Genomic DNA, 21,437 nt, shown 5'->3' on the forward strand with positions numbered 1-21,437 from the left:
CTGTTGACCATGAAGTTGGCGGTGCGACACGCCGGGCGGCGGTGGCGCCAACTTCATGATCGACGGGGCAAAAAGCAGGGCGGAGGGCGAGGGGGTCAGGGAGGCGGGAGGGTGCGGGAGTGGTGCAGGTGGGCTTCCTCCGTGACCACGGCGTGCCGCCAGGGGGACGGCAGGCGGTCCAGCCACGCCAGGCCGGGTTCGCCCATCGCCACCGCGGCCGTCGCGTACGCGTCCGCCACGCCCAGATCCGGGCCCACCACCGTCACCGAACGCAGACCGGTCGCCGGTACGCCCCGGCGCGGGTCCAGCACGTGGTGGCCGCGCTCGTACACGCCCGAGGTGGCGACCGCGATGTCGGTGCCGGTCAGCACCAGGCAGGTCGCCGCCGCGTCCCACGGATGCCGCACCCCGATCCGCCACGGCTCACCGGTCGCGTCGTGGCCGCGTACCCGCACGTCGCCGCCCGCGTTCACGCAGTGGTTCGGCGCGCCCGCGGCCACCAGCCGGTCCGAGGCGACCTGCGCCGCCCAGCCCTTCACGTAGCCGGACGGGTCGAGGCGGCCCGTCGCGTACGCGTCGAAGAACCCGTCGGTGGCGGTCCACAGGTCGGCGCAGGCGGCCAGCACGGCCCGCAGGTCGGCGGAGGCGTCGGCCGGTCGCAGCTCGCCCCGGTCGACCCGGCACACCTCGCTGTCGTCCCGGTACGTGCTGAACCGCGCGTCCACCTCACGCAGCCAGCCGAACGTGTCCTCCGCCAGCTCGTGCAGGGTCTCCGAGGGCAGGTCGTCGGCCAGGTCGAGGCTGATCGCCGTACCCATGATCTGTTCGACCCGGCGCAGGCCGGGCCGGGCGGACGGACCGGGACCGACGACGACGGCACCGGCACCGGCACCGGCGTGAGCCGGGACGGTCACGCCTTGTCCAGCGCGGCCTGCAACGACTGCTTGTACGCGGTGCTGGTGTAGGTGGCCCCGGACACGGTGCTCAGGTTGGCGCTCTGCCGGGCCACCACCTCACCGGAGGTGCCGCTGTAGCGGGCCTGCACGTCGTCGCTGCGCTGCCCGGACTGCCCGCCCAGCGGCAGTCCGATCCCTGTGGCGTCGACGATCCGGCTGCCGCTGAGCGTGATCCGGACCTGGAGCGAGCCGTACTCGTAGGTGACCGACGGCCCGGTCACCGTGCGGGTGGTGACCTTCGGCGCGCTGGTGGTGGTCCGCGGCGCGGCCGGTGTGGTGCGGGTGCGGGTGCCGCCGCGGCTGGCCGCGCTGCGGTCGGCGGACGGCTTCGGGGTGGGCTTCGACGAGGCGCGCGGCGACGGGGTGACGCCGCCGGGCGCGGAGCCGGTGGGCGACGGCGGCTCGGGCGCGGCCGAACCGCCGGGCACGACCGGGGCCAGCGCGGCCGGTACGTCCGGCGTGACCTGCCCGGCGCCCGGTGCGCCCTTGAGCACCACCAGTGCGGTGGTGCCGGCGGCCAGGCCGGTGATCGCGAGCAGCGCGCGACGCATGGATGATGCCTCTCCTACAGCTCGAACGCGGTCAGGTGGATCTGGCGGCGGGGCACGCCGGCCGCCCGCAGCGCGGCGACCGCCTCGTCGACGAAACCGCCGGGGCCGCACAGGTAGACGTCGCGGCGGGTCAGGTCGGGCACGAGGTGACGCAGGCCCTCGGGGTTCATCACCTGGCGGGGGCCGGGGTCGTCGCGGCGGCCGACGACGTACCAGACGGACGTCTGCCGGGCCTGCGCGAGCCAGTCCAGCTCCTGGTGCAGCAGGACGTCGGCCGGGGTACGCGCCCGGTAGACCAGCGCCGCGCCGGGCGGCAGTTCCTCCAGCATCGCCCGCAGCGGCGCGATGCCGCTGCCCCCGGCGATGAGCAGCGCCCGTTCCCGGGTGCGGTGCGCGGCGGTGAACGTGCCCGACGGGCCCTGCGCCCAGACCCGGGTGCCCGGCGTGAGGTCGCGCAGCTCGGCGGTGTACCCGCCGACGACCTTGACGGTGATCCGCAGCCAGCGGTCGTTGGCGGCGGCGGAGACGGAGAACGGGTGCGACTGCCACCAGCAGCCGGGGTTGAGGAAACGCCAGCGGAAGAACTGCCCGCCGAGCAGGTCGATCTGGTTGAGCCGCTGCCCGGTCAGGTAGACCGAGACGCTGTCCGGGCTCTCCGCCACCACGTCGGCGACGCGCAGCCGGTGCCGCAGGTTGAACACCAGCGGCGCGAGCACCCGGCCCCACACCAGCGCGGCCACGACCAGCAGGTACGCGGCGATCCAGCCGGTACGCACCGGCCCGGGCTCGTAGAGCTGCGCGCCGTTGCTGAACTGGTGCGCGTACCCGAGCAGCAGCGTGAGATAGCTGGCGGCGTGCATCAGGTGCCACAGCTCGTAGGGCAGGCGTCGGCGCACGGCGCGTACCGCGGTGAACGCGACAGCGACCAGGATGCCAGCGGCGACGAACGCGGAGACCATGTCCTCGTAGTCGGTCAGCAGCGCGCCGACCTCGCCGAGCACCGTCTTGCGTTCCTGCCGGGAGTAGCCGACCACCAGCAGCGACATGTGCGCGAGCACCGTCACGAGCAGCGTCGCGCCGAGGTCCCGGTGCAGCCGGGAGATCCGCTCGCCGCCGAGCGCGCGTTCCAGCACGCCGAGCCGGCTCATCATCAGCACCTGCACCAGCAGCAGGTAGCCGGCGATCAGGCCGGTGATCCGCCCGCCCGCGGTCAGCAGGTCGGCGGTGTCGGCGAGCGAACCGGCCGGGGTGTCCAGCCACCACGGCAGGACCGCGGCGACCAGGCCCAGCCAGAAGACCGCGGCCAGCGCACGACGGCCGCCGGGTCCGCGACGCGGACGACCCGGAGGTACGGGGGCAGCCGGACGGCCGCCGTACGGGGCGGGATGCCCGGTACGGCGGCCGGCGGCGCGGGTGTCCTGGTACGTCACGCGTAGATCTTGACCGGGGTGAACTTCTGCCGGGGGAAGACCTTGTCCACCTGGGCGGTGGTCAGGCCGAAGCGTCCCTGCGCGACCGATCCGTAGACGTTGAACATGTTGTTGTACTCCGGCACGTCGCCGCTGTCCAGCTTGTCCAGTCCGTTCCAGGTGCCGAGCAGCGAACCGGCCAGCTTGCGGCCGGACAGCACGGTGACCACGCCGCCGTGCCCGTGGTCGGTGCCGCCGCCGTTCGAGCCGACCCGCCGGCCGAACTCGCTGGACACCATGATGGTCACGTCCGCCGACCGGTCGCCCAGGTCGGTGAAGAACGCGGCCATCGCGCCTGCGAGTTCGTTCAGTCGCCGCCAGAGCTGGCCGCCCTCGCGGGTGCCCTGGTTCTCGTGGGTGTCGTAGCCGCCCATGCCGACCGTCGCCACCCGCACGTTCGCGCCGCCCTTGATGAGCTGGGCGAGCTGCTTGAACGCGTTCCCGACGCCCTGGTACTCGACGCCCTCGGCGGCGGCGTACGGCTTGGCGGCGAGCTTCTGCGCGGTGGCCAGCGCGCCCATCCCCTCCTGCACCGCCTCCTCGACCGGGTGGTTGATGCCGGTGAACAGGCCGCGGATCGCCTTCTCGGTGGCCGCCCGGAACTTGTCGTCGCCGTTGAGCCGCAGGTCGCCGACGCTGTTGAGGGAGATCGCGCCGTTCACGCCGACCAGCGAGCGGGGCAGCGTGCTGCCGATGCCGACGCTGCGGAACGCGGTGCCCTTGCCGAGCGAGTCGACCAGGCTGTCCAGCCAGCCCCGGCCGCCGGTCTCGCCGGGCAGGCCGCCCAGATTGCAGGCGTCGGCGGCCTGGAAGTGGCTGCGGGACAGCCGCGGGTCCGACACGGCCGGCACGAAGCCGAGCTGCCCGGCCTTGAGCCACTTCTCCAGCGGCGCGAACGCGCTCGTCAGCTTGAAGCCGCGGGCAAGCGCCAGCGAGTCGTCACCGAGCAGCAGGTCGGGGCGCGCCTTGGCGAGCACCGGGTCGTCGGCCGGTGCGACCAGGCTCAGCCCGTCCAGCCCGCCGTAGAGGAAGACGTGGATCAGCGTGCCGGTCTTGGTCGCGGCGAACGACGCCGACGTGGTGACGAACTGCGCGGTCGCGAGCGCGGTCGCGGTCGCGGCGGCACCGGCCACGAAGGTACGCCGGGTGACGCCCCGGCCGTCCTGCTGCGCCTCCTCGACCTCCTCCAGCCGGCGGTACCGGTCGGCCTCGGCCGCGTTCTCGGCCGCGACGATGTCCGCCTCCGCGCGCAGCAGCGCCTCGGCCGGGTTGTCGGCCAGCCGCCGCAGGTCGGGGCATTCGGGGTGCAGGGGGTACGGGTTCACGGTCATCTCCATCGAATGCCTCACCGGAGGTGGTGCTGGGGGGACGCGAGGATCGTCCGCGCGACAGCGGCGATGGCCCCGTTGAAGGTGGCGTCGACCTTGGCGCTCTCGGACACACCGGCCACGGCGAGCACCAGCTTCTTCTCCTTGGCGCTGAGCTTCTGCTGCACCAGCCGCTGGGCCAGCGCGTCCACGTACGCCCCGGCGGTGGCCGGCGGCTTCGCGACCAGCTTCTCCGGCTTGGCGAAGGTGAACTGCTTGCGGTACCCCGCGATCAGGTCACCCGCCTCGTTCCAGCCGTCGATCATCGTGCCGGCCGAGGTCCAGGCCAGGTAGACGTCGGCGTAGCCGTCCGGGGTGGGCTTGCCCATCGGGTACTGCCCGAGCTCGCGCATCTTGTCCTGGATCTGCCGCAGGCCCTGTGCGAACGGGGTACGCCGGTTGTCGCCGGAGTAGTCCGGGGCCGCCTCCGGCGAGACACCCAGCGCCCGGTACGTGGCGACCAGGTACTCCATCGGGCGGCGTACCTTCTGGCCGATCGCGGCCCAGAACTCCGAGGAGCTGAACAGCGTCGCCAGCACCGGGCGGATCTGACCCTTGTTGGTGGTGTACGCCTTGGCGAGCCGGTCCACCACGGACTTCGGCGGGGTGTCGGAGACGAACCGGGTGGCGAGGTTCTGTGCCACGTACCGCGCGGTCGACGGGTGCATCGCGATGTAGCGGATGTACGAGTCGATGACCTTGTCGGCGGCCACCGGGTCGTCGGAGTTGTTGGCGTGGCTGAACCCGAGGATCTTCACCTTGCCGAGGTAGTGCCGCTCGGCGAAGAACTTGTACTTGCCGTCGGCGACACCGCGTCCGGTCTGGAGCAGCGCGGCCTGGCGGACGTCCTTCTCGGTGTAGCCGCCGTCGACGCCCACCGAGTACAGCTCCAGGTTCTCCCGGGCCAGGTTCTCGTTGACCGCGTCCTTACGCGAGTCGACCTGGTTCAGGTAGAGCAGCAGCGCCGGGTGCTTGTTCGCGGCGACGAGCATCTCCGGGTAGCTGCCCAGCGCGTGCTTGCGGATGACGTCCCGGTCGAACGCGTTGCGGTAGTTCTCCCCGCCGTCGAAGTCGGCGGCGACGTGCAGGAAGTCGTTCCAGAAGTCGACCATCACCTCGAACAGCTGCCGGTCGGACCAGATCTGACGGGCGATGGTGGCGTCCACCGTCTCCCGGGCCGGGTCGACGCCCTTCTCGTTGAGCTGTTCGCGCTGGTCGCGGAGCTGCGTCGGGTTGAGCTTGAGCGACTGCAGCTCGGCCAGCTTCATCTCGGCCTTCGTCGGGGCGATCTTCTCCGGCTGGAGCTGCTCACGCAGCCAGTCGTCGATGCCGACGCGCTTGACCTCGGCCATCATCTTCGTCGTCGGACCGAAGGTGGTCCGGCTCAACAGGTGCCGGATCGGATCCTTGGCGAGGACCGTCTTCACCGTCACCTTGGTCGCCGCGGCGGCTTCGGCCGGGCTGCCGTAGAGCCGGCCACCGGACGGGGCGTTGCGCTTGAGCGCCTCGCCGGCCCGGGAGCCCATGTAGCTCTCGTTCTGCTCGGTGTAGGTCCGTACCGTGCTGGGCTGCTGCCCGCTGGGCCGGGCCGCGTTGCCGTCGGTGGTGACCGTGCCGGTGGCGTCACCGGCCGGCGCGTCACTGAACAGGCCGCGCACCTGCGGGGACATGGCCAGGGCGGCGCCACCGGCGACCACCACGGCGCCACCGAGGGTGGCGAGCGCCCGGCGGCGGCCCCGCTTCGGGGCCTCGTCGCCGTCGTCGTCCAGGTCGGGCAGTCCGCCGCCGGGCGGCGGGCCGTACCCGCCTGCGAGCTGGGCGTAGCCGCCGGGCTGGGGGTAGCCGGCGGGGGTCTGTGCCGCGGGGGCGAAGCCGTTCGGCCCTACCCACTGCGGGCCCGACGCGGGGTTACCGCCGGTGTACGGCGCGGCGTGCGGATCGCGGTACCCGTCCGGATGGGGGTGCTGGTATCCGTCCCAGCCGCGGTCGTCCCGGGGTCGACGCGGTGGCACGTTCAGGTCGGCCATGTACCTATCCCGTTTTCTTCGAGCGCCGGCACGCCTGCCACCCGATGGGGGTCGGGTGGCGCAGGGGCGGCGACGGTTGCCGGAGAAGTTGCCTACGGGAAAGTAGCCATGCCGTCCCGGCCGCTCAAGGCACGCCGAATGCGCCCGTGAGCGCACTTAAGACGGTGCTCAGGCCCGCCGGGCAGGGCCCGTCGCGGCGGCGGGGGCGCGGCGGCCCCCGGAGCAGGGCCGACCCGGGCGCGCACCGCCCGGATGCGAGGTTTCGCACCGGCCCGACACCGCCGGGAGCGTTCACCGCCTCACCGAAACTTAAGGTACGGATAAGCCTGCGCTGAGAACCTCGTTCCGCCTGTCCGGTCCGGCGAAACAGCAGCAGCGGCGGCGCGTGACCGGCCTCCGATGCGGGTATGCCGCCGAACCGCTGAAGCCGTGAGGGGAAGGCACCGCCATGCTCAGCCAAGAGGATCAGCGCAGGTTCGAACAGATCACCCGCAAACTGCGGGAGAGTGATCCACGCTTCTTCGCCCGGTTGGACAACCGGATCAAGGGCCGCCGGGGCCGGTACATGATGCTGTTGACGATCGTGCTGTGGGCTTCGCTGCCGGCGATGACAGTGCTCGTCGGGCGGCTGGCCGGGGCGATCTGCGCGGTGGTGCTCGTCGCCAACGCCGCGGTGATGTGGCGCTTCCGCCGCCGGTTGCTGTAGCGGCGGGGACGCTCACCGTTCCCCGTCGTCGGCCTCCCTGAGGGGCGCGGCTTCGCCGCGGCCGAACTCCCTGGGGGGCGCGGCTTCGCCGCGGCCGAACTCCCGGTACGCCCGCCGCAGCCGTTCGGCCAGGCCCGGCCCGCCGACCGCGGCCCCGGGTGGTCCGAGCTGACGCAGCAGCAGCTCCGGGCCGGTGGCGAGCGTGGGCGGCCGGTCCGGCAGCGCCACCGGGGCCAGCCAGAACCGGTCCAGCTCGGCGTCCGGCTCGACCGCCGGCAACCCGGCCAGGGCGCGCGCCGCGCCGACCACCGGCACACCGTTCGTCGCGCCCGTGGCCGATTCCGGCCCGGCGTCCGCGTCTCCGCGTCCACCGTGGTCCGTCGCCGGTCCGCCGGTCCCGTCCACGTCGCCGGCGCCGCGCAGCGTACGCAGCCGGTCGAGCAGCTCGGCGCGGGACCGGCCGCGCCAGTGCAGCAGGTGGAACGGGTCGGCGTCGAACGCCTCGGCGAGCAGGTAGAACGTGGCCGCCAGATGTTTGCACGGCACCGCGAAGTCGGGGCAGCCGCAGCTCTGGTCCAGCTCGCCGATCGCGGCCGGGAACAGCGGCGCGCCCGCCTCGGTGAACAGCTCCTCCAACTCGGCCGGCAGGTCACCGGCGAGCAGCCGGGCGCTGAAGAACGCCTGCCCGGCCAGCTCGGCCTCGATCCGCCGCCAGGTCTCCTCCGGGTACGCGGCCAGCCCGATCCGTACCGGGTAGGGACGCGGCCGGGAGCCCTGCACCTCGGCGGTGACCGTCCCCGGCGACACGTCCAGCCGGAGCACCTGCCCCCGGCGCGCGTACGCCCGGCCACGGGTCAGCCGGGAGCCCAGCGCGAACGACTCCAGCACCTCGATGAACCGCCGCGACCACCAGGACTGCCCGATCGCGCCCCGGGTGCTGCGTGCCCGCAGGCCGCCCTCGACCCGCAGCGGTGGCCCGTAGTCCTCGAACCGGTCGGCCGGGCTCACTCGACCACCGCCCCGGACTCCAGCCGGAACAGGTCGCGCAGAGTGTCGGTGGACAGCTCGGTGACCCACTGCTCGCCGCTGCCCACCACCGACCGGGCCAGGCTGCGCTTGTCGGCGATCATCGCGGCCACCTTCTCCTCGACGGTGCCGGCGCAGACGAACTTGCGTACCTGCACGCGGCGGCGCTGTCCGATGCGGAACGCCCGGTCGGTGGCCTGGTCCTCGACGGCCGGGTTCCACCACCGGTCCACGTGCACCACGTGGTTGGCGGCGGTCAGGGTCAGCCCGGTGCCGCCGGCCTTGAGCGACAGGACGAACAGCGGCGGGCCCTGCGGCGACTGGAACCGGGTCACCATGGCGTCCCGTTCGGCCTTGCCGACGCCGCCGTGCAACAGCAGCACCTCCCGGCCGGTACGCGCCGACAGGTGCCCGCGCAGCATGCCGCCGAACTCGGCGTACTGGGTGAACAGCAGCGCCTTCTCCCCCGCCGCCAGCACCTCGTCGACGATCTCGTCGAGGCGTTCCAGCTTGCCGGACCGGCCGTCCAGGGTGGAGCCGTCGTGTAGGAGCTGGGCGGGATGGTTGCAGACCTGCTTGAGCCGGGTCATGGTGGCCAGCACCAGCCCGCGCCGTTCGATCCCGTCGCTGGACTCGATCTTCGCCATCATGTCGTCGACCACTGCGCGGTAGAGGGCGGCCTGCTCGGCGGTGAGGTTGCAGACCACCTCCATCTCCAGCTTCTCCGGCAGGTCGGTGATGATCGTCGGGTCGGTCTTGAGGCGGCGCAGCACGAACGGGCCGGTGATCCGGCGCAGTCGCTCGGCCACCTCGGCGTTGCCGTGCCGCTCGATCGGCTCGGCGAAGCGCTTGCGGAACGTCGCGGCCGGTCCGAGCAGCCCCGGATTCGCGAACTGCATGATCGACCAGAGGTCGGCGAGCCGGTTCTCCACCGGCGTACCGGTGACCGCGACGCGGTGCCGCGCGGGCAGCGACCGGACCGCCTCGGCCTGCCGGGTCGCGGCGTTCTTGATCGCCTGCGCCTCGTCCACCACCACCCGGTGCCAGTCGATGCCGGCCAGCTCGAACGCGTCCCGGGCGGCCACCGAGTACGTGGTGAGCACCAGGTCCGCCTCCTGCACGGCGGCGGCGAAACCCTCGCCCCGGGCACGTTCGGCGCCGTGGTGCACGTGCACGCGCAGGCCGGGCGCGAACTTCGCCGCCTCCCGCTGCCAGTTGCCGACGAGCGACATCGGGCAGACCAGCAGTGTCGGCCCGGCCTCCGGCGGGTCACCGGCGAGCAGCGCGAGCAGTTGCACGGTCTTGCCCAGGCCCATGTCGTCGGCGAGGATCCCGCCGAGACCGAGCGACTGGAGGAACGCCAGCCAGGCCAGCCCGCGCCGCTGGTACGGCCGCAGCGTCCCGGCGAAGCCCGGCGGCGGGTCGGCCGGGGTGAGCCGCCGCTCCGCCTCACCGGCCAGCAGCTCGCCCAGCGCGCCGTCGGCGACCACGTCGAGCACCGGCAACTCACCGGCCCGGTCGTCCCCGGACAGTCCCATCCGCAGCAGGTCCGCCACCGTCAGCTCGCCGGAGGACCGCAGCAGCTTCAGCCCGGCCTCCAGCCGCTGCGGGTCCAGCTCCACCCACCGGCCACGCAGCCGGACCAACGGCGACTTCAGGTCGGCCAGCGACGCCAGTTCCTCGGCGGTCAGCGGCTGGTCGCCGAGCGCCAGCTCCCAGCGGTAGTCGACGAGCGCGTCCAGCCCCAGCTTCCCCGCGGTGGTGGCGACCGCGCCCGGCGCGGTACGGCTGCGCGCCCGCAACCGCGCGCCCAGCCGGGACGAGGAACGTCGCCACCACGACGGCAGCAGCACCCCGAACCCGGCCGCGTGCAGCACCGGGGCGCCCTCGCGCAGGAACCGGTGCGCGCCCTCGGCGTCCAGCTCCATGCCCTCGGGTGCGGCGGTGCGCAGCGCGGCGTCCACCTCGGGCCACAGCCGGCTGGCCCGGCCCAGCTCGGCCAGGAGCGTCTCCTGCGGCTCCACGCCACGGGCGGCGAGCGCCGGCGCGGGCCGCTGCCAGATGTGCGCGGCGTCCACCACGAGGCCCGGCTCGTCGGCCGGGTGCAGGCCGAACTCGACCCGCCAGACGGCGTCCTCGACCAGTTCGGCGACCGGGTCGACGGCCGGCTCGACGAGGCGGAACGTGGCCCGCACCGCACCGCCCGCGGCGTCGCGCTGCCACGCGTCCAGTTCCTCGCGCAGCGTGGCCAGCGCGGCCGGCTCGGCCGGGAAGGCGCGTTCCGGGCCGGTGAGCGCGGCCAGCCAGCGCGGCACCGCGCCGACCGGGCGCATCCCCCGGTGCAGCCGGTTGCCGGCGAGCGCCACCCGGGCGGCCGCGTCGACGAGCCCGTCCAGCGCCTCCGCGACCAGCTCAGCCGCCCCGATGTCGCCGGCCCGCCCGGTCCACGCGTCCTCCGCCGGACCGCCCGCCGCGCCGTGATCGCCCGCCCCGACCGGTGCCGCCGCGCCGGCCACCGGCGCACCCCAGGGCTCGGGCCGCCATTCCCGGGCGGCGCGAGCCGCCGGTGGCAACGCCATCGCCAGGTCACGCGCCCAGGTCGCGTCGGTGCCGGTGAGCAGCGGCCGCCAGAGCGCCCACCCGGTCGCCACGTCGTCCGCGCCCACGACTCGCAACCGCCGCCCGGACCCGGCGACGCCCGGTGCCGCACCCGCCACGCCCGAGCCGGCCGTGCCCGAGGCCGCCGGCACCCGCCGCGCCGAGGCCCGCCCGCCGGTCCCGGCCAACCCGGGCACACCGCCGGGGTACGCCTCCAGCGCGACCGGCAGCAGCCGCCCGCGTACGACCAGGTCGGCGGCGAAGTCGGCCAGCTCGCACAGGTGCCGCAGGCTCGCCCCGACCGGGCCCGGCATCGGCGCGCGCAGCAGCGCGTACGCGTCGTCCGGGGCGTACCCCAGGGCGGGCGCCCGCCATCCGGCGCGGGTGACCGGGCCGCGGACCGGTTCCCCGACGGTGGCCCGGACCAGCTCCGGCGAGTCCAGCGGCGAGCCGGCCCGGGTCGGCAGGTCCAGCAGTACGGAGATCGGCTCCCCCGGCACGCCGAGCGCGGCGGCGAGCGTGGCGTGACCGGCGGCGAACGGGTGCGGGCGCTCGCGCGGGACGCGGCCGGGACGACGGGGCGCGCGGGCCGGGAGTGAGCTGTCCTCGGCCCACAGGGCGAGCCCGGCGCCGGGCAGCCACAACCCGTGGATGACCAGCACTGCTCCCCCTCGCCGACGCCGGGGCCGGAAGACGGCGCCCGGGGAGTCAGGATAGGCCGCCGGGCGTCGCTATCGTCGGCGCCATGGTCGACCTTCTCGTGATCGGCGGGCTCGGCGTGGACGTACGCGTCCAGGTGCCCGCCCTGCCGCCGCCCGTCGCCGACTCGCTGCTGGTACCGCCGATCGACATGCGGATCGGCAACACCGGCGCCGGGGTCGCGCTGGCCGCGCACGCACTCGGCCTACGGGTGGCGCTCGTCGACGCGCTGGGCGCCGACCCGGCCGGTGACGTGGTGCGGGCGGCGCTGGCGCGTACCTCGATCCGGACCACGCTCGCCGACGCGCCGGCCGGCACCCGCCGCTCGGTGAACCTGGTCGACCCGGACGGGCGGCGGATGTCGCTGCACGACCCGCGTCCCTGGTCGGGGCCGGCGCCGTTCGGCGAGGCGGAGCTCGCCGCGCTCGTCGCCGAGGCCACCCACGTCCACCTGTCGATCATGGATTGGGCCCGGGACTCGCTGGCGGTGCTGCGTGCCGCCACGTCGGTCTCCACCGACCTGCACGACTGGGACGGCGAGAACGACTACCACCGCCCGTTCGCCCGGATCGCGGACCTGGTCTTCGTCAGCGACACACGGCTCGGCGAGCGCGCCGCGGCGGAGGCGGCCCGGCTGGCGCCGCGCACGGTGCTGGTCACCGGCGGGGCGGCCGGCGCGACGCTGCACACGCCGGACGCCCCGCCGGCGCACGTGCCCGCCGCCGCCCCGCCCGGGCCGGTGGTGGACACCAACGGCGCCGGGGACGCGTTCGCGGCCGGGGTGATCGCCGCCCGGCTGCGCGGCGCGGGCGTCCTCGACGCGGCCCGGTACGCCGCCCGGGTGGCCGCCGCCGCCTGTACGCACGACGGGATGGAGTACCCGGACGGGCTGCTGCCCCGCGAGTGACCCCTCAGATCGCGCCGGTCTCGCCGTCGGTCAGCTCGCGGAGGATGTCGGCGTGCCCGGCGTGCCGGGCGGTCTCCTCGATCAGGTGCACCAGCACCCAGCGCAGCGACACCTCGCCGAGCTGCGGGTGCGGCACCACGTGGTCGAGGTCGAACCGCGCGGCGACCCGGCGGGAGCGGTCGCAGGCCGCCTCGTACGCGGCCGCGAGCGCCTCCACCGTCTCGCCGGGGCCCAGCGTGAAGCTGGCGTCGGCTTCGGCCTGGGAGGTGAGGTAGACGTCGCCCGGCTCCGGGGCGAACAGGCAGCGGAACCAGTTCCGTTCGACCAGGGCCAGGTGCTTGAGCAGCCCGGCCAGGGTGGTCAGCGAGGGCACCAGACGCCGGGCGGCGTCGGCGTCGGTCAGGCCGCGCGCCTTGCGCAGCACGTTGGCTCGGTGGAAGTCGAGGAACGCGTCGAGGATCGCCCGTTCGTCGCCCGTGCGGGCGATGACCGGACCGAGTGCCGGATCGATCGTCGGGTGCGCCATCCCCGGACCCTAGTACGCGGCGTGTCCGGTTCGCTGCCCCGCGTGATCCCCTGCGCGGGCGGGCCGGCCGGTGCAGGATGGGCGCATGGCTTCCACGGTGCAGATCCCTCTGGTGGGCGGCGCGGCCGACGGCGAGACCGTGACCGTCGAGCTGGACGTCAACGGCCGCCCGCCGCTGACCCACCACCACCTCGGGTCGAAGGGCCTCGCGGAGGCGCAGATCTACGAGCTGGAGTCGGACCACGAGCCGGGCGGGGAGTGGGTCTACGCCTGGCGCGGCCCGGCGGTCTGACGGCCCGGCTCACACCGCCGTCGTCAGCGTGCGGGCCCGGATGCTGTCCAGCACGCTGCGGGTCACCTGGGAGGTGCCGCGCGCCTGCTCGCACACCTCCGCGACCCGGCGCGCGGTCGCGTCGGCCCGGGCCGCCCGCTCGTCCCACAACCGGTCCACCTCGGCCAGCAGCGGGCCCTCCACCTCCCGTTCCACGCCGCGCAGCGCCGGCACGCCGAGCCGCTGGGCCAGGTCGAAGACCTTTCCGGCGTACGGCAGCGGCAGGAACGGCGTGCCCATCATGGCCGCGAAGATCAGGAAGTGCAGCCGCATGCCGACCGCGAGGTCGAAGTGGCGCATCAGGCCGAGGATCTGCGCCGGACGGTAGTCGCCGTGCAGGATCCGGCCCCGGTCGGCGGCGGTCATGTGCGACAGCACGCCGTGGGAGTGCCGGATGTCGTCGCGCTCCATCGGCACGAACAGCACGTACGCGTCGATCCGGTGCACCAGGAAGTCACCGATCTGGGCGAGCAGGCGGTGGTAGCCGTCCACGTCGAGCCGTTCGGCGGCCCGGCCCGGCTCGCGCACGCTCAGCCCGACCAGCCGGGAGCCGGCCGGTACGCCCTCCTCACGCAGCCACTGCTGGGGGAACTCCTCCGGTTCGAGCAGGAACGCCGGGTCGGCGGTGACGGTGATCGGGTTGACCAGGCCGGCCTCCTCCAGCACCATCCGGGACTCCTGGTCGCGGACTGTCACCTCGACGGCCTGCGCCAGCGTCTCGCGCACCATGCCGCTGTCCAGCGTGTCGGTGAGCGGGCCGACCCCTACCGCGTACGTGATCAGCGGCAGCCCGCGCTCCTGGGCGACCCGGACCACCCGCAGGTAGCGCCGGGCCTCCTTGTCGTAGAGGATCCCGCCGCCGCCGAGGATGAGCAGGTCGAGCTGGTTGAGCACCGGGGACGAGTCGACCCGGCTGACGCCCTCCCACGGCACCGCCTCGACCTCGGGGTGGGCCAGCGCGGTGTGCGCCGGGTTGCGGGAGAAGACGATGATCCGGGCGTTGGGCTCGTGGCGGCGCAGATCGTCCAGCAGACCCGTGAGGATCGCCTCGTCGCCGAGGTTGCGACCGCCGTAGGAGCCGAGCACGCCGATGGTCAGTCCGGTGCGTTCCCTCATCCGTTGCTCCTTCCCAGGGGCGTCCGCGCCAGCGTTCCCGCTGGCCGCCCCGGGTTAACGCACGGCGAGGAGGCTCAACCGGCGGCGTCGTCGACCAGACGGGAGACGAGGTCCGAGACCACCTGATCGGTGTCGAACCCGGCGTCGATCGAGGTGGTGAGCAGGTCGAGCAGGAGCCCGTCGACCGCGTAGTGCAGCAGCGCCACCTCGTACGCCCCGCCCGGTAGTCCGGCGGCGGTGTGGTGGGCGACGTCGTCGGCGTACCCCCGGCGCAGCACGCCGCCGAGCGCGGCCCGCAGCTCCGGGCGGCGGGCGGCCTCCAGCCGCAGCTCGAACAGCGCCCGGGTGAGGCCCGGTTCGCGGGTGGTGCGGGCGACGATGTCGCGCAGGTAGTCGGTCATCAGCGCGAGCGACGGCTCGCGGCGGCCGAGGTCGGCCAGCACGGCCGGGTCGGGCGCGATCCGGTCGAAGATGCGTTCGGCCAGTCCGGCGAGCAGCGCCGCGCGGGACGGGAAGTAGTTCGAGGTGGTGCCGGTGGGCACGCCCGCCTCGGCGTCGACCGCCCGGTGGGTCAGCCCGCGCGCGCCCGCCTCGGCGAGCACCCGCAGGCCGGCGTCGGCGAGCAGGGTACGGCGTTCCGGATTCCTGGCCACGCGAACACACTAGCAATAACCACGACAGGTGTTGTACATTCATCGCCGAACCACGACAGCCGTCGTGGATCACCTCGGACATCGGAGCCGGTTTGCGCAAGCTCGTCTACTTCGTCGCCAGCACCCTCGACGGCTTCATCGCCGCACCCGACGGGTCGTTCGACTTCCTCCCGCTCACACCCGACCTGGCGCCCCACCTGGTGGCCGAGTGGCCCCAGACGCTGCCCACGTTCGCCCACGCCCAGCTCGGCATCGACTCCCCGCCGAACGGCCGCTTCGACACCGTGCTGATGGGCCGCGGCAGCTACGAGCCGGGTCTGCAGCTCGGCGTGACAAGCCCGTACGCCCACCTCGAGCAGTACGTGTTCAGCCGCTCCCTGCCCCCTGCCGACTACCCGGACGTGCACGTCGTCGACGGCGACCCGGCCGCCCTCGTCCGGGAGCTGAAGACCCGGCCCGGACGCGACATCTGGCTCTGCGGCGGCGGGCAGCTCGCCGGTCAGCTCCTCGACGAGATCGACGAGCTGGTGGTCAAGCTCAACCCGGTGGTCGTCGGCAGCGGCATCAAGCTCGTCGACAGCGGCTTCGATCCGCGCCGGCTCACGCTCACCTCGGCGCGGCCGTTCGACGCCGGCGTGGTCGTCCTGCACTACACGCGCAACGGTTAACCCGGTTGCCCCGGACGGCGGGCGGCACGCACCGTGGAGCGGTGACGAAGACCCGGCTGCACTGGCACGAACTGCCCGCACACGTCCGCGACGGCGTCGAGGCCGTCCTCGGCGACCGGGTGGTGGCGGCGCGGTCCCAGTCGGGCGGCTTCTCCCCCGGCACCGCCGACCGGGTCCGTACCGCAGGTGGTGGCCGGGCCTTCGTCAAGGCGGTCAGCCCGGCGCAGAACGACCGCAGTCCCGACCTGCACCGCGCCGAGGCCCGGATCGCCACGGCCCTGCCGCCGGACACGCCCGCGCCCCGGCTGCTCGGCAGCTACGACGACGGCGACTGGATCGCGCTGGTCTTCACCGACGTGGAGGGCCGGCACCCGGTCACCCCGTGGCGGGCCGACGAGCTGGCCGCCGTGCTGTCCACGCTGGAGACGATGGCCGGCGCGCTCACCCCGGCGCCGGCCGCCGCGCCCACCCCCACCGCCGCCGAGCGGCTCGCACACGACTTCGGCGGCTGGCGGCGCCTCGCGTCCGACCCGCCGGCCGACCTCGACCCGTGGGCCCGGTCCCACCTGCCCGAACTGTGCGCCGCCGCCGAGCGAGGGCTGGCCGCGCTCGACGGCGACACGCTCTGCCACGTCGACGTGCGCGCCGACAACCTGCTGCTCGGCCCGGACGGCTCGGTCACAGTCGTCGACTGGCCGTGGGCCTGCCGCGGGCCGGCCTGGCTGGACACGCTGCTCACCGTCGTCAACGTGCAGGTGTACGGCGGACACGACCCCGACGCGCTGCTGGCCGCCCGGCCGCTGACCGCCGACGTCGACCCGGCCGACCTGACCGGAGTCCTCGCGGGGTTCACCGGCTTCTTCCTCGACGGCGCCCGCCAGCCACCCCCACCCGGCATCCCGACCGTGCGCGCGTTCCAGCGCCGACAGGGCGAAGCCCTGCTCCCTTGGCTGACCCACCGCCTGACCCCCTGACCGCTCCGCCCCGCTCCGCCCCGCCCCGCCCCGCCCCGCCCCGCCCCGCCCCGGCGATCTTGCAGTTTCGGCCCCCGGGATGTCGCTTTGGCGCGCTTTGTCAGGGCCGGAAGTGCAAGATCAACGCGATTGAGAGGGCTGGACGCGCGGCGGTGCACGGCGCGGCTCATCCGGGAGTGGGGACGCCCAGGGGGTCGGCGAAGAGGGGTGAGAAGCCCAGTTCGGCGGCGCCGATCAAGGTCGCGTCGTAGCCGAGCGCGGACACGCGCAGCCGGGCCTTGTCGCGGGAGATGGGCAGCACGTTGGCCGCGATCCGGCTGCGGACGTGACTCGCGCAGACCGGGAAGACCTCGCTGAGCGTGCCTCCGAAGATCACCACGCCGGGGTTGAACAGGTTGATCACGTTCGCCACGCCTATGCCCAGCCAGTCACCGATGTGCCGCAGCGCGTCCTGCGCGGCCGGTTCCCCCTGAGCGGCGGCGGCGACCACGGCTCGTACCGCCTCGCGCCCCTTCTCCCGCGCCGGGCGGCCCGCGACGTCGAGCAGCGCCCGCTCGCCGACCTCGGCCTCCAGGCACCCGCGCGAGCCGCAACCACAGGGTCGCCCCTGGTACGGGTTCACGAGCATGTGCCCGACCTCGGAGGCGTACCCGCCGTCACCGTCGAGCAGCTCCCCGCCCACGATGATCCCGCCGCCGACACCCACGTCACCGTGCAGGTAGACGAGGTTCTGCACGCCGACGCCGGCGCCGCGCTGATGCTCGGCCAGCGCCCCGAGGTGCGCCTCGTTGCCGACCAGGACGGGCAGGCCCAGGTCCAGCCGCCCGGCCAGCTCGGTGCCGAACGCCTGGTCCACCCACCCCATGTCCGGTCCGAACCGGACCATCCCGTCGCCGGGCCGGATCATGCCGCAGTAGGAGGCGCCCACGCCCACGCACACCGACCCGGGTGGCGCCGCGTGGTGCAGGGCCCGCCCGAAGTCGGCGAGCACCGAGACCACGGAGTCGAGGTCGGCCCCGGCCCGTGGCCGTTCCGCCTCCAGCCGTGCCGACACCACACCGCCGAGCCCGACGCGGGCGGCCACGAGCCGGTCCACGGCGATGTCGAAGGCGAGGACGTAGACGGCGTCCGACGCGGGACGCACCACACGGGAGGGACGCCCGGCGCGTCCGCTGCCGCCCGCCGTGACCTCCCGGACCAGGCCGGCCGCCGCGAGTTCCGCAGTGAGTGCCATGACCGTGCTGCGGTTGACGCCCATCCACTCGGCCAGCTCGACGCGCGTGACCGGGCCGGTCAGGTGGACGCGCCGCAGCAGCGCGCCGAGGTTGAGCCGGCGGCTGTCCCCCTGCACGTGCCGGTCCACTGCCAGACCTTTCAGCATCGACCACTCCGTCGGATGGCGACTGGCTTTTGGCCCGAGGATAGTTCCCGCACATCGACGGGGGCCAGCGCCCGCCGCGGGGACGGCCGCCTCAACCATCGAGGGCCCGACCGGCGTTCATTGCGGTGAGGGGGTGGGCATGTCGGAGTCGTTCCGGGAGTTCGTGGTGCAGCGGTCACCGGCGTTGTCGCGGACCGCGTACCTGCTGACCGGCGATCACCAGCTCGCCGAGGATCTGTTGCAGAGCGCGCTGGCCCGCACCTACCGCCACTGGCGGCGGATCCGGGAGGGGGATCCGGAGGCGTACGTGCGCCGGGTCATGTACCACCAGCAGGTCTCCTGGTGGCGTCGTCGGCGGGTGGCCGAACGGCTGGACGCGACGCCGGCCGAGCGCGGCGGCGGCGACCACACCGACGACACGGCGCTGCGGCTGAGCGTGGTGGCGGCACTGCGGCGGCTCACCGCGCGGCAGCGGGCCGTGGTGGTGCTGCGGTACTACGAGGACCTGACCGAGGCGCAGGTGGCCGAGGTGCTCGGCTGCTCGGTGGGCACCGTGAAGCGGCACGGGCACGACGCCGTACGCCGCCTGCGGGACCTGGTCCCCGACCTGCTGGAGCGGACTCCGGAGAGGAGCGAGCGGTGAGCGTACGTCTGCGGGAGGCGTTGCGGGAGGCGGCGGCCGAGGCGCCCGCGTACCCGGTGCACGACCGGGCGGTGCGGACCGCGCGGCGCACGCGGTGGCGGGCCGCCGCGGCGGTCACGGCGGTGCTGGCGCTGGTGGCGGCCCTGCCGCTGACGGTACGCGGGGACGGCGGGACCGCGCCGGCGGGCTCGGGCGGGGCGGCGCTGCCGGACCGGCTCGGGCTGCCGCCGTTCGGCGCGTTGCGGGCCACCGACCGGCCCGCGCTCGGCCCGGCGTCGGTGGTGTTCAGCGGGCAGGCACGCGGGCTTACCGGCCTGTTCGACGAGAACGGCACCGTCGGCATCGTCGGGGCGGACGCGGACCGGTACCGGACGTGGACGGTGGGCTTCGAGGCGCCGGCCGGGGAGGGGGTGCTGCTCTCCCCGGACGGCCGGTTCCTCGCGGTGCCGAACGGGTCGCCCACCAGCCCCGGCGTGGACGTGATCGACCTGGCGGGCGGCACGGTCCGGCGGCTGCCCAGCCCTCGGCCGGGCAGTGCGGGGACGGCGCCGGCCGGCTGGGCGCCGGACGGGTCCGCGCTGGTGGTCGTGGACACCACGCAGGCGAATCCGGAGGGCAGCTCGTACGTCAACACGCTCAGCCTGGTGCGGCTGGACACCGGCCGGGCGGTCCGGCTGCTGGAGACCACGCAGGTGCCGGGATTCGGCTCGCCGGTGGCGTTCGCCGCCGACGGGTCACGGCTGGCCTACCAAATCGGCACGAAGGTCCTCGTGAGCAGCCCGGACGGGCGGCAGCTCTCCTCGTTCCCGTTGCCGCCCGACACCGCGCTCGCAGGCAAAGGGGCCTGGATGCCGGACGGCTCGCTGGCCCTGGTCGCACACGAGTCGGCCGGCGACCGGTGGCGGCTGCGCCGGGTCGACACCGACGGCCGGGAGCTGCCCGCGCCCGCGCTGGCCGCCGTCTCGGGCGTGACGGCGATCCGGCTGCTCGGCTGGCTGCCGGACGGGACCGCGTGGGTGGTCGCGTACCGGCCCGAGCCGAGCGCGCCGAGCTGGTACGCCGACGGGCTGGAGATGGACCAGCGGACCGCGTACGGCAACGTGCGGTCGATCCGGGTGCTGGGCCTGACACCCGGTGCCGCCGCTCCGGTCACGCTGCTCACCGCGCCGGACCAGGTGCTCGCCGTCGACGTGGCGGACTCGGTGGTGCACGCCGGCCGGGTCCGCGAGGCCGATCCGCCGTCGGGCCCCGGTGGCCGGGCGTGGTGGGGGGCGGGCCTCGTGGCGCTGGCGCTCGGCGGCCTGGCGGCGTACCGGCGGCTGCGCCGCGGGCATCGGTGACACGGGTGTCTCCCCGGCCGGGGAGACACCCGTGCGGTCGGCGCGGAGGGCTACTCGGCTTCGCGGACCGGGCTCTGCGGCACCACCATGACCGGCCGGTGGGCGCGGTGCAGCGTGGCCATGGCGACGCTGCCGAGCAGGATCTTGCGGACCGCGGTCCGGCCGCGCGAGCCGACCACGACCAGGCTCGCCTTGCGCTCGGTGGCGACGGCGGAGAGCGCGTCGGCCACCGCGCGGCCGGGCGCTCCGCCGCCGGCGCGTACGCGCACCGTGGTCACCCCGTCGACCGTCTCCGGCGCGTCCCCCTCGTCGCCGTCGACGGCGACCAGGACGATCTCCCGCTCGGGGAAGAGGCGGCGGGCGGCGGCGAGTGCGGCCTCGGACCCGGCGGAGGCGTCCCAGCCGACCACCACCGGGCCGGCGGCGAGCGCGTCGTACTCGTCGGTCAGCAGCGGGTGCGGCACGACGAGCACGGGACGCGGGCTGTAGTGCACGGCCATGTCGGAGACGCTGCCGAGCACCGCGCGGGCGCCGCCGAGGCCCCGGGAGCCGAGCAGCAGCACGTCGGCCTGCTTCTCGTCGGCCAGCTCGGCGAGCCGGAGCCCTTCGCCGCCGTAGCTGCGGCACACGAGCGGCTCGGCGTCCCAGCCGGCGGCGCGGCCCAGCATCACGCCGACGGACGTCATCCGGTCGGCCTCCCGGCCGCCCTCGCGCTCGATCGCCTCGACGAACACGTTGATGTCGCGGGTGCCGGTCCAGAGCCGCTTGCGGAGTTCCTCGCTGGCGAACGGAGGCGTCCACAGATGCCCGATCCACGCGTGCGCGCCGGGGAACAGCAACGCGCCCGCCTCGATGGCGGCGCTAGCGGCCGGAGACCCGTCGTAACCCACCACCACTTGCCTGCCGTGCTCGTCGCTCACCGCACCCAACCTCTCTCACCGATGACATCTCACAAGATCGTATCCGGGCCCGGACCGGGTCCGAGCCGGATCGTCCGCCACGGAATCATCGGTACGCTGGGCGGATGAGCACCCCGGACCTGTCGTACCTACTCGACCACACCAGCCACGTGTTGCGTACCCGGGTGGCGGCGGCGCTCGCCGAGATCGGGCTGACCGCCCGGATGCACTGCGTGCTCGCGCACGCGCTGCCCGAGGAGCGTACGCAGATCCAGCTCGCCGAGATGGGCGACATGGACAAGACGACGATGGTCGTCACGGTGGACGCGCTGGAGCGGGCCGGGCTGGCCGAGCGGCGTCCGGCGCGTACGGACCGGCGGGCGCGGATCATCGCGGTGACCGAGGAGGGCGCCCGGGTCGCCGCGCGCAGCCAGGAAATCGTCGACCGGGTGCACGCCGAGGCACTCGCGAGCCTGCCGGACGACGAGCGGGAGGTCTTCCTGCGCGCGCTGCGGCGCCTGGCCGGCGGCCACCTGGCCACGCCGGTGCAGAGTCCGAAGCCGGCACGCCGCGCCCGCCAATAGTCTCCAAATAGATTGT

Annotated in this window: 19 protein-coding genes and 2 pseudogenes; 8 read left to right on the forward strand and 13 right to left on the reverse strand. The window is 74.4% G+C overall.

What is annotated here, in order from left to right; all coding sequences use genetic code 11:
• Window positions 1-95: 95 nt before the first annotated feature.
• From ACN27D_RS05015 to ACN27D_RS05035, 5 genes are all read right to left on the reverse strand, one after another.
• Window positions 96-818, reverse strand: a complete 723-nt coding sequence (locus tag ACN27D_RS05015) for an FAD:protein FMN transferase (RefSeq protein ID WP_358172751.1) — start codon at window positions 816-818, stop codon at window positions 96-98.
• Window positions 819-910: 92 nt separating this feature from the next.
• A complete protein-coding gene (locus ACN27D_RS05020; RefSeq protein WP_358172489.1) occupies window positions 911-1,507 on the reverse strand; it encodes an FMN-binding protein in 597 nt (198 codons plus the stop codon).
• A gap of 14 nt (window positions 1,508-1,521) precedes the next feature.
• On the reverse strand, window positions 1,522-2,937 hold the full coding sequence (locus ACN27D_RS05025) for a ferric reductase-like transmembrane domain-containing protein (RefSeq protein ID WP_421498617.1): 1,416 nt from the start codon (window positions 2,935-2,937) through the stop codon (window positions 1,522-1,524).
• A complete protein-coding gene (locus ACN27D_RS05030; protein WP_421501110.1) occupies window positions 2,934-4,307 on the reverse strand; it encodes a DUF1501 domain-containing protein in 1,374 nt (457 codons plus the stop codon). Before ACN27D_RS05030 ends, ACN27D_RS05025 begins: the two co-directional genes overlap by 4 nt.
• Before the next feature lie 14 nt (window positions 4,308-4,321).
• Entirely contained in the window at window positions 4,322-6,370 is a 2,049-nt protein-coding gene (locus tag ACN27D_RS05035) for a DUF1800 domain-containing protein (protein ID WP_421498618.1), read from the reverse strand.
• 448 nt (window positions 6,371-6,818) lie between these two features.
• Here ACN27D_RS05035 and ACN27D_RS05040 point away from each other — a divergent pair, with 448 nt between their 5' ends.
• Complete coding sequence (locus ACN27D_RS05040) at window positions 6,819-7,076, forward strand: DUF3040 domain-containing protein (protein WP_252454679.1); 258 nt, start codon at window positions 6,819-6,821, stop codon at window positions 7,074-7,076.
• 12 nt (window positions 7,077-7,088) lie between these two features.
• Here ACN27D_RS05040 and ACN27D_RS05045 read toward each other — a convergent pair whose 3' ends face one another.
• The 3 genes and pseudogenes from ACN27D_RS05045 to ACN27D_RS05055 all read right to left on the reverse strand — a co-directional run.
• Window positions 7,089-8,084 carry an SWIM zinc finger family protein gene (locus ACN27D_RS05045; RefSeq protein ID WP_421498619.1) on the reverse strand — a complete coding sequence of 332 codons (996 nt, stop codon included), beginning with the start codon at window positions 8,082-8,084 and terminating at the stop codon, window positions 7,089-7,091.
• A pseudogene (locus ACN27D_RS05050) lies at window positions 8,081-10,747 on the reverse strand (DEAD/DEAH box helicase); the annotation flags it as partial. The pseudogene ACN27D_RS05050 and the gene ACN27D_RS05045, both read right to left, overlap by 4 nt.
• A 177-nt stretch (window positions 10,748-10,924) precedes the next feature.
• Window positions 10,925-11,362: pseudogene (locus ACN27D_RS05055) on the reverse strand (ATP-dependent helicase); the annotation flags it as partial.
• Between the two features lie 83 nt (window positions 11,363-11,445).
• On the opposite strand from ACN27D_RS05055, the gene ACN27D_RS05060 reads away from it, so the two are divergent.
• Window positions 11,446-12,306 (forward strand): carbohydrate kinase family protein, encoded by an 861-nt coding sequence (locus tag ACN27D_RS05060; RefSeq protein ID WP_421498620.1) that lies wholly within the window; start codon window positions 11,446-11,448, stop codon window positions 12,304-12,306.
• A 4-nt stretch (window positions 12,307-12,310) separates the two neighbouring features.
• Here the strand turns inward: ACN27D_RS05060 and ACN27D_RS05065 are convergent, their stop codons facing one another.
• Window positions 12,311-12,832, reverse strand: coding sequence for a DinB family protein (locus ACN27D_RS05065; RefSeq protein WP_120568662.1), 522 nt, complete (start codon window positions 12,830-12,832; stop codon window positions 12,311-12,313).
• Window positions 12,833-12,917: 85 nt separating this feature from the next.
• Between ACN27D_RS05065 and ACN27D_RS05070 the strand changes: the two genes are divergently transcribed.
• Window positions 12,918-13,124, forward strand: a complete 207-nt coding sequence (locus ACN27D_RS05070) for a hypothetical protein (RefSeq protein WP_120568661.1) — start codon at window positions 12,918-12,920, stop codon at window positions 13,122-13,124.
• A 9-nt stretch (window positions 13,125-13,133) separates the two neighbouring features.
• Here ACN27D_RS05070 and ACN27D_RS05075 read toward each other — a convergent pair whose 3' ends face one another.
• The gene (locus tag ACN27D_RS05075) at window positions 13,134-14,279 is read right to left on the reverse strand and encodes a polysaccharide pyruvyl transferase family protein (protein ID WP_120568660.1); all 1,146 of its coding nucleotides are present in this window, start codon (window positions 14,277-14,279) and stop codon (window positions 13,134-13,136) included.
• A 74-nt stretch (window positions 14,280-14,353) separates the two neighbouring features.
• Window positions 14,354-14,932 carry a TetR/AcrR family transcriptional regulator gene (locus ACN27D_RS05080; RefSeq protein WP_374538829.1) on the reverse strand — a complete coding sequence of 193 codons (579 nt, stop codon included), beginning with the start codon at window positions 14,930-14,932 and terminating at the stop codon, window positions 14,354-14,356.
• A gap of 92 nt (window positions 14,933-15,024) precedes the next feature.
• Between ACN27D_RS05080 and ACN27D_RS05085 the strand changes: the two genes are divergently transcribed.
• Both ACN27D_RS05085 and ACN27D_RS05090 read left to right on the forward strand, forming a co-directional pair.
• Window positions 15,025-15,600: a dihydrofolate reductase family protein gene (locus ACN27D_RS05085; protein WP_013475646.1), complete on the forward strand. Its 576-nt coding sequence runs from the start codon at window positions 15,025-15,027 to the stop codon at window positions 15,598-15,600.
• Between the two features lie 41 nt (window positions 15,601-15,641).
• The gene (locus tag ACN27D_RS05090) at window positions 15,642-16,574 is read left to right on the forward strand and encodes a phosphotransferase (protein ID WP_421498621.1); all 933 of its coding nucleotides are present in this window, start codon (window positions 15,642-15,644) and stop codon (window positions 16,572-16,574) included.
• Window positions 16,575-16,740: 166 nt separating this feature from the next.
• On the opposite strand, the gene ACN27D_RS05095 is transcribed toward ACN27D_RS05090, so the two are convergent.
• Window positions 16,741-17,955, reverse strand: a complete 1,215-nt coding sequence (locus ACN27D_RS05095; protein WP_421498622.1) for an ROK family transcriptional regulator — start codon at window positions 17,953-17,955, stop codon at window positions 16,741-16,743.
• A 139-nt stretch (window positions 17,956-18,094) separates the two neighbouring features.
• Between ACN27D_RS05095 and ACN27D_RS05100 the strand changes: the two genes are divergently transcribed.
• Both ACN27D_RS05100 and ACN27D_RS05105 read left to right on the forward strand, forming a co-directional pair.
• Entirely contained in the window at window positions 18,095-18,598 is a 504-nt protein-coding gene (locus ACN27D_RS05100; RefSeq protein WP_030274872.1) for a SigE family RNA polymerase sigma factor, read from the forward strand.
• A complete protein-coding gene (locus ACN27D_RS05105) occupies window positions 18,595-19,938 on the forward strand; it encodes a TolB family protein (RefSeq protein WP_421498623.1) in 1,344 nt (447 codons plus the stop codon). The genes ACN27D_RS05100 and ACN27D_RS05105 overlap by 4 nt, the downstream gene beginning before the upstream one ends.
• 50 nt (window positions 19,939-19,988) lie before the next feature.
• Here ACN27D_RS05105 and ACN27D_RS05110 read toward each other — a convergent pair whose 3' ends face one another.
• Window positions 19,989-20,858, reverse strand: a complete 870-nt coding sequence (locus tag ACN27D_RS05110) for a universal stress protein (protein WP_120568656.1) — start codon at window positions 20,856-20,858, stop codon at window positions 19,989-19,991.
• Window positions 20,859-20,962: 104 nt separating this feature from the next.
• Between ACN27D_RS05110 and ACN27D_RS05115 the strand changes: the two genes are divergently transcribed.
• A complete protein-coding gene (locus ACN27D_RS05115; RefSeq protein ID WP_120568655.1) occupies window positions 20,963-21,421 on the forward strand; it encodes a MarR family winged helix-turn-helix transcriptional regulator in 459 nt (152 codons plus the stop codon).
• Window positions 21,422-21,437 lie beyond the last annotated feature (16 nt).

Source organism: Micromonospora sp. WMMD1274, from assembly GCF_049179035.1.
GTDB lineage: Bacteria > Actinomycetota > Actinomycetes > Mycobacteriales > Micromonosporaceae > Micromonospora > Micromonospora tulbaghiae.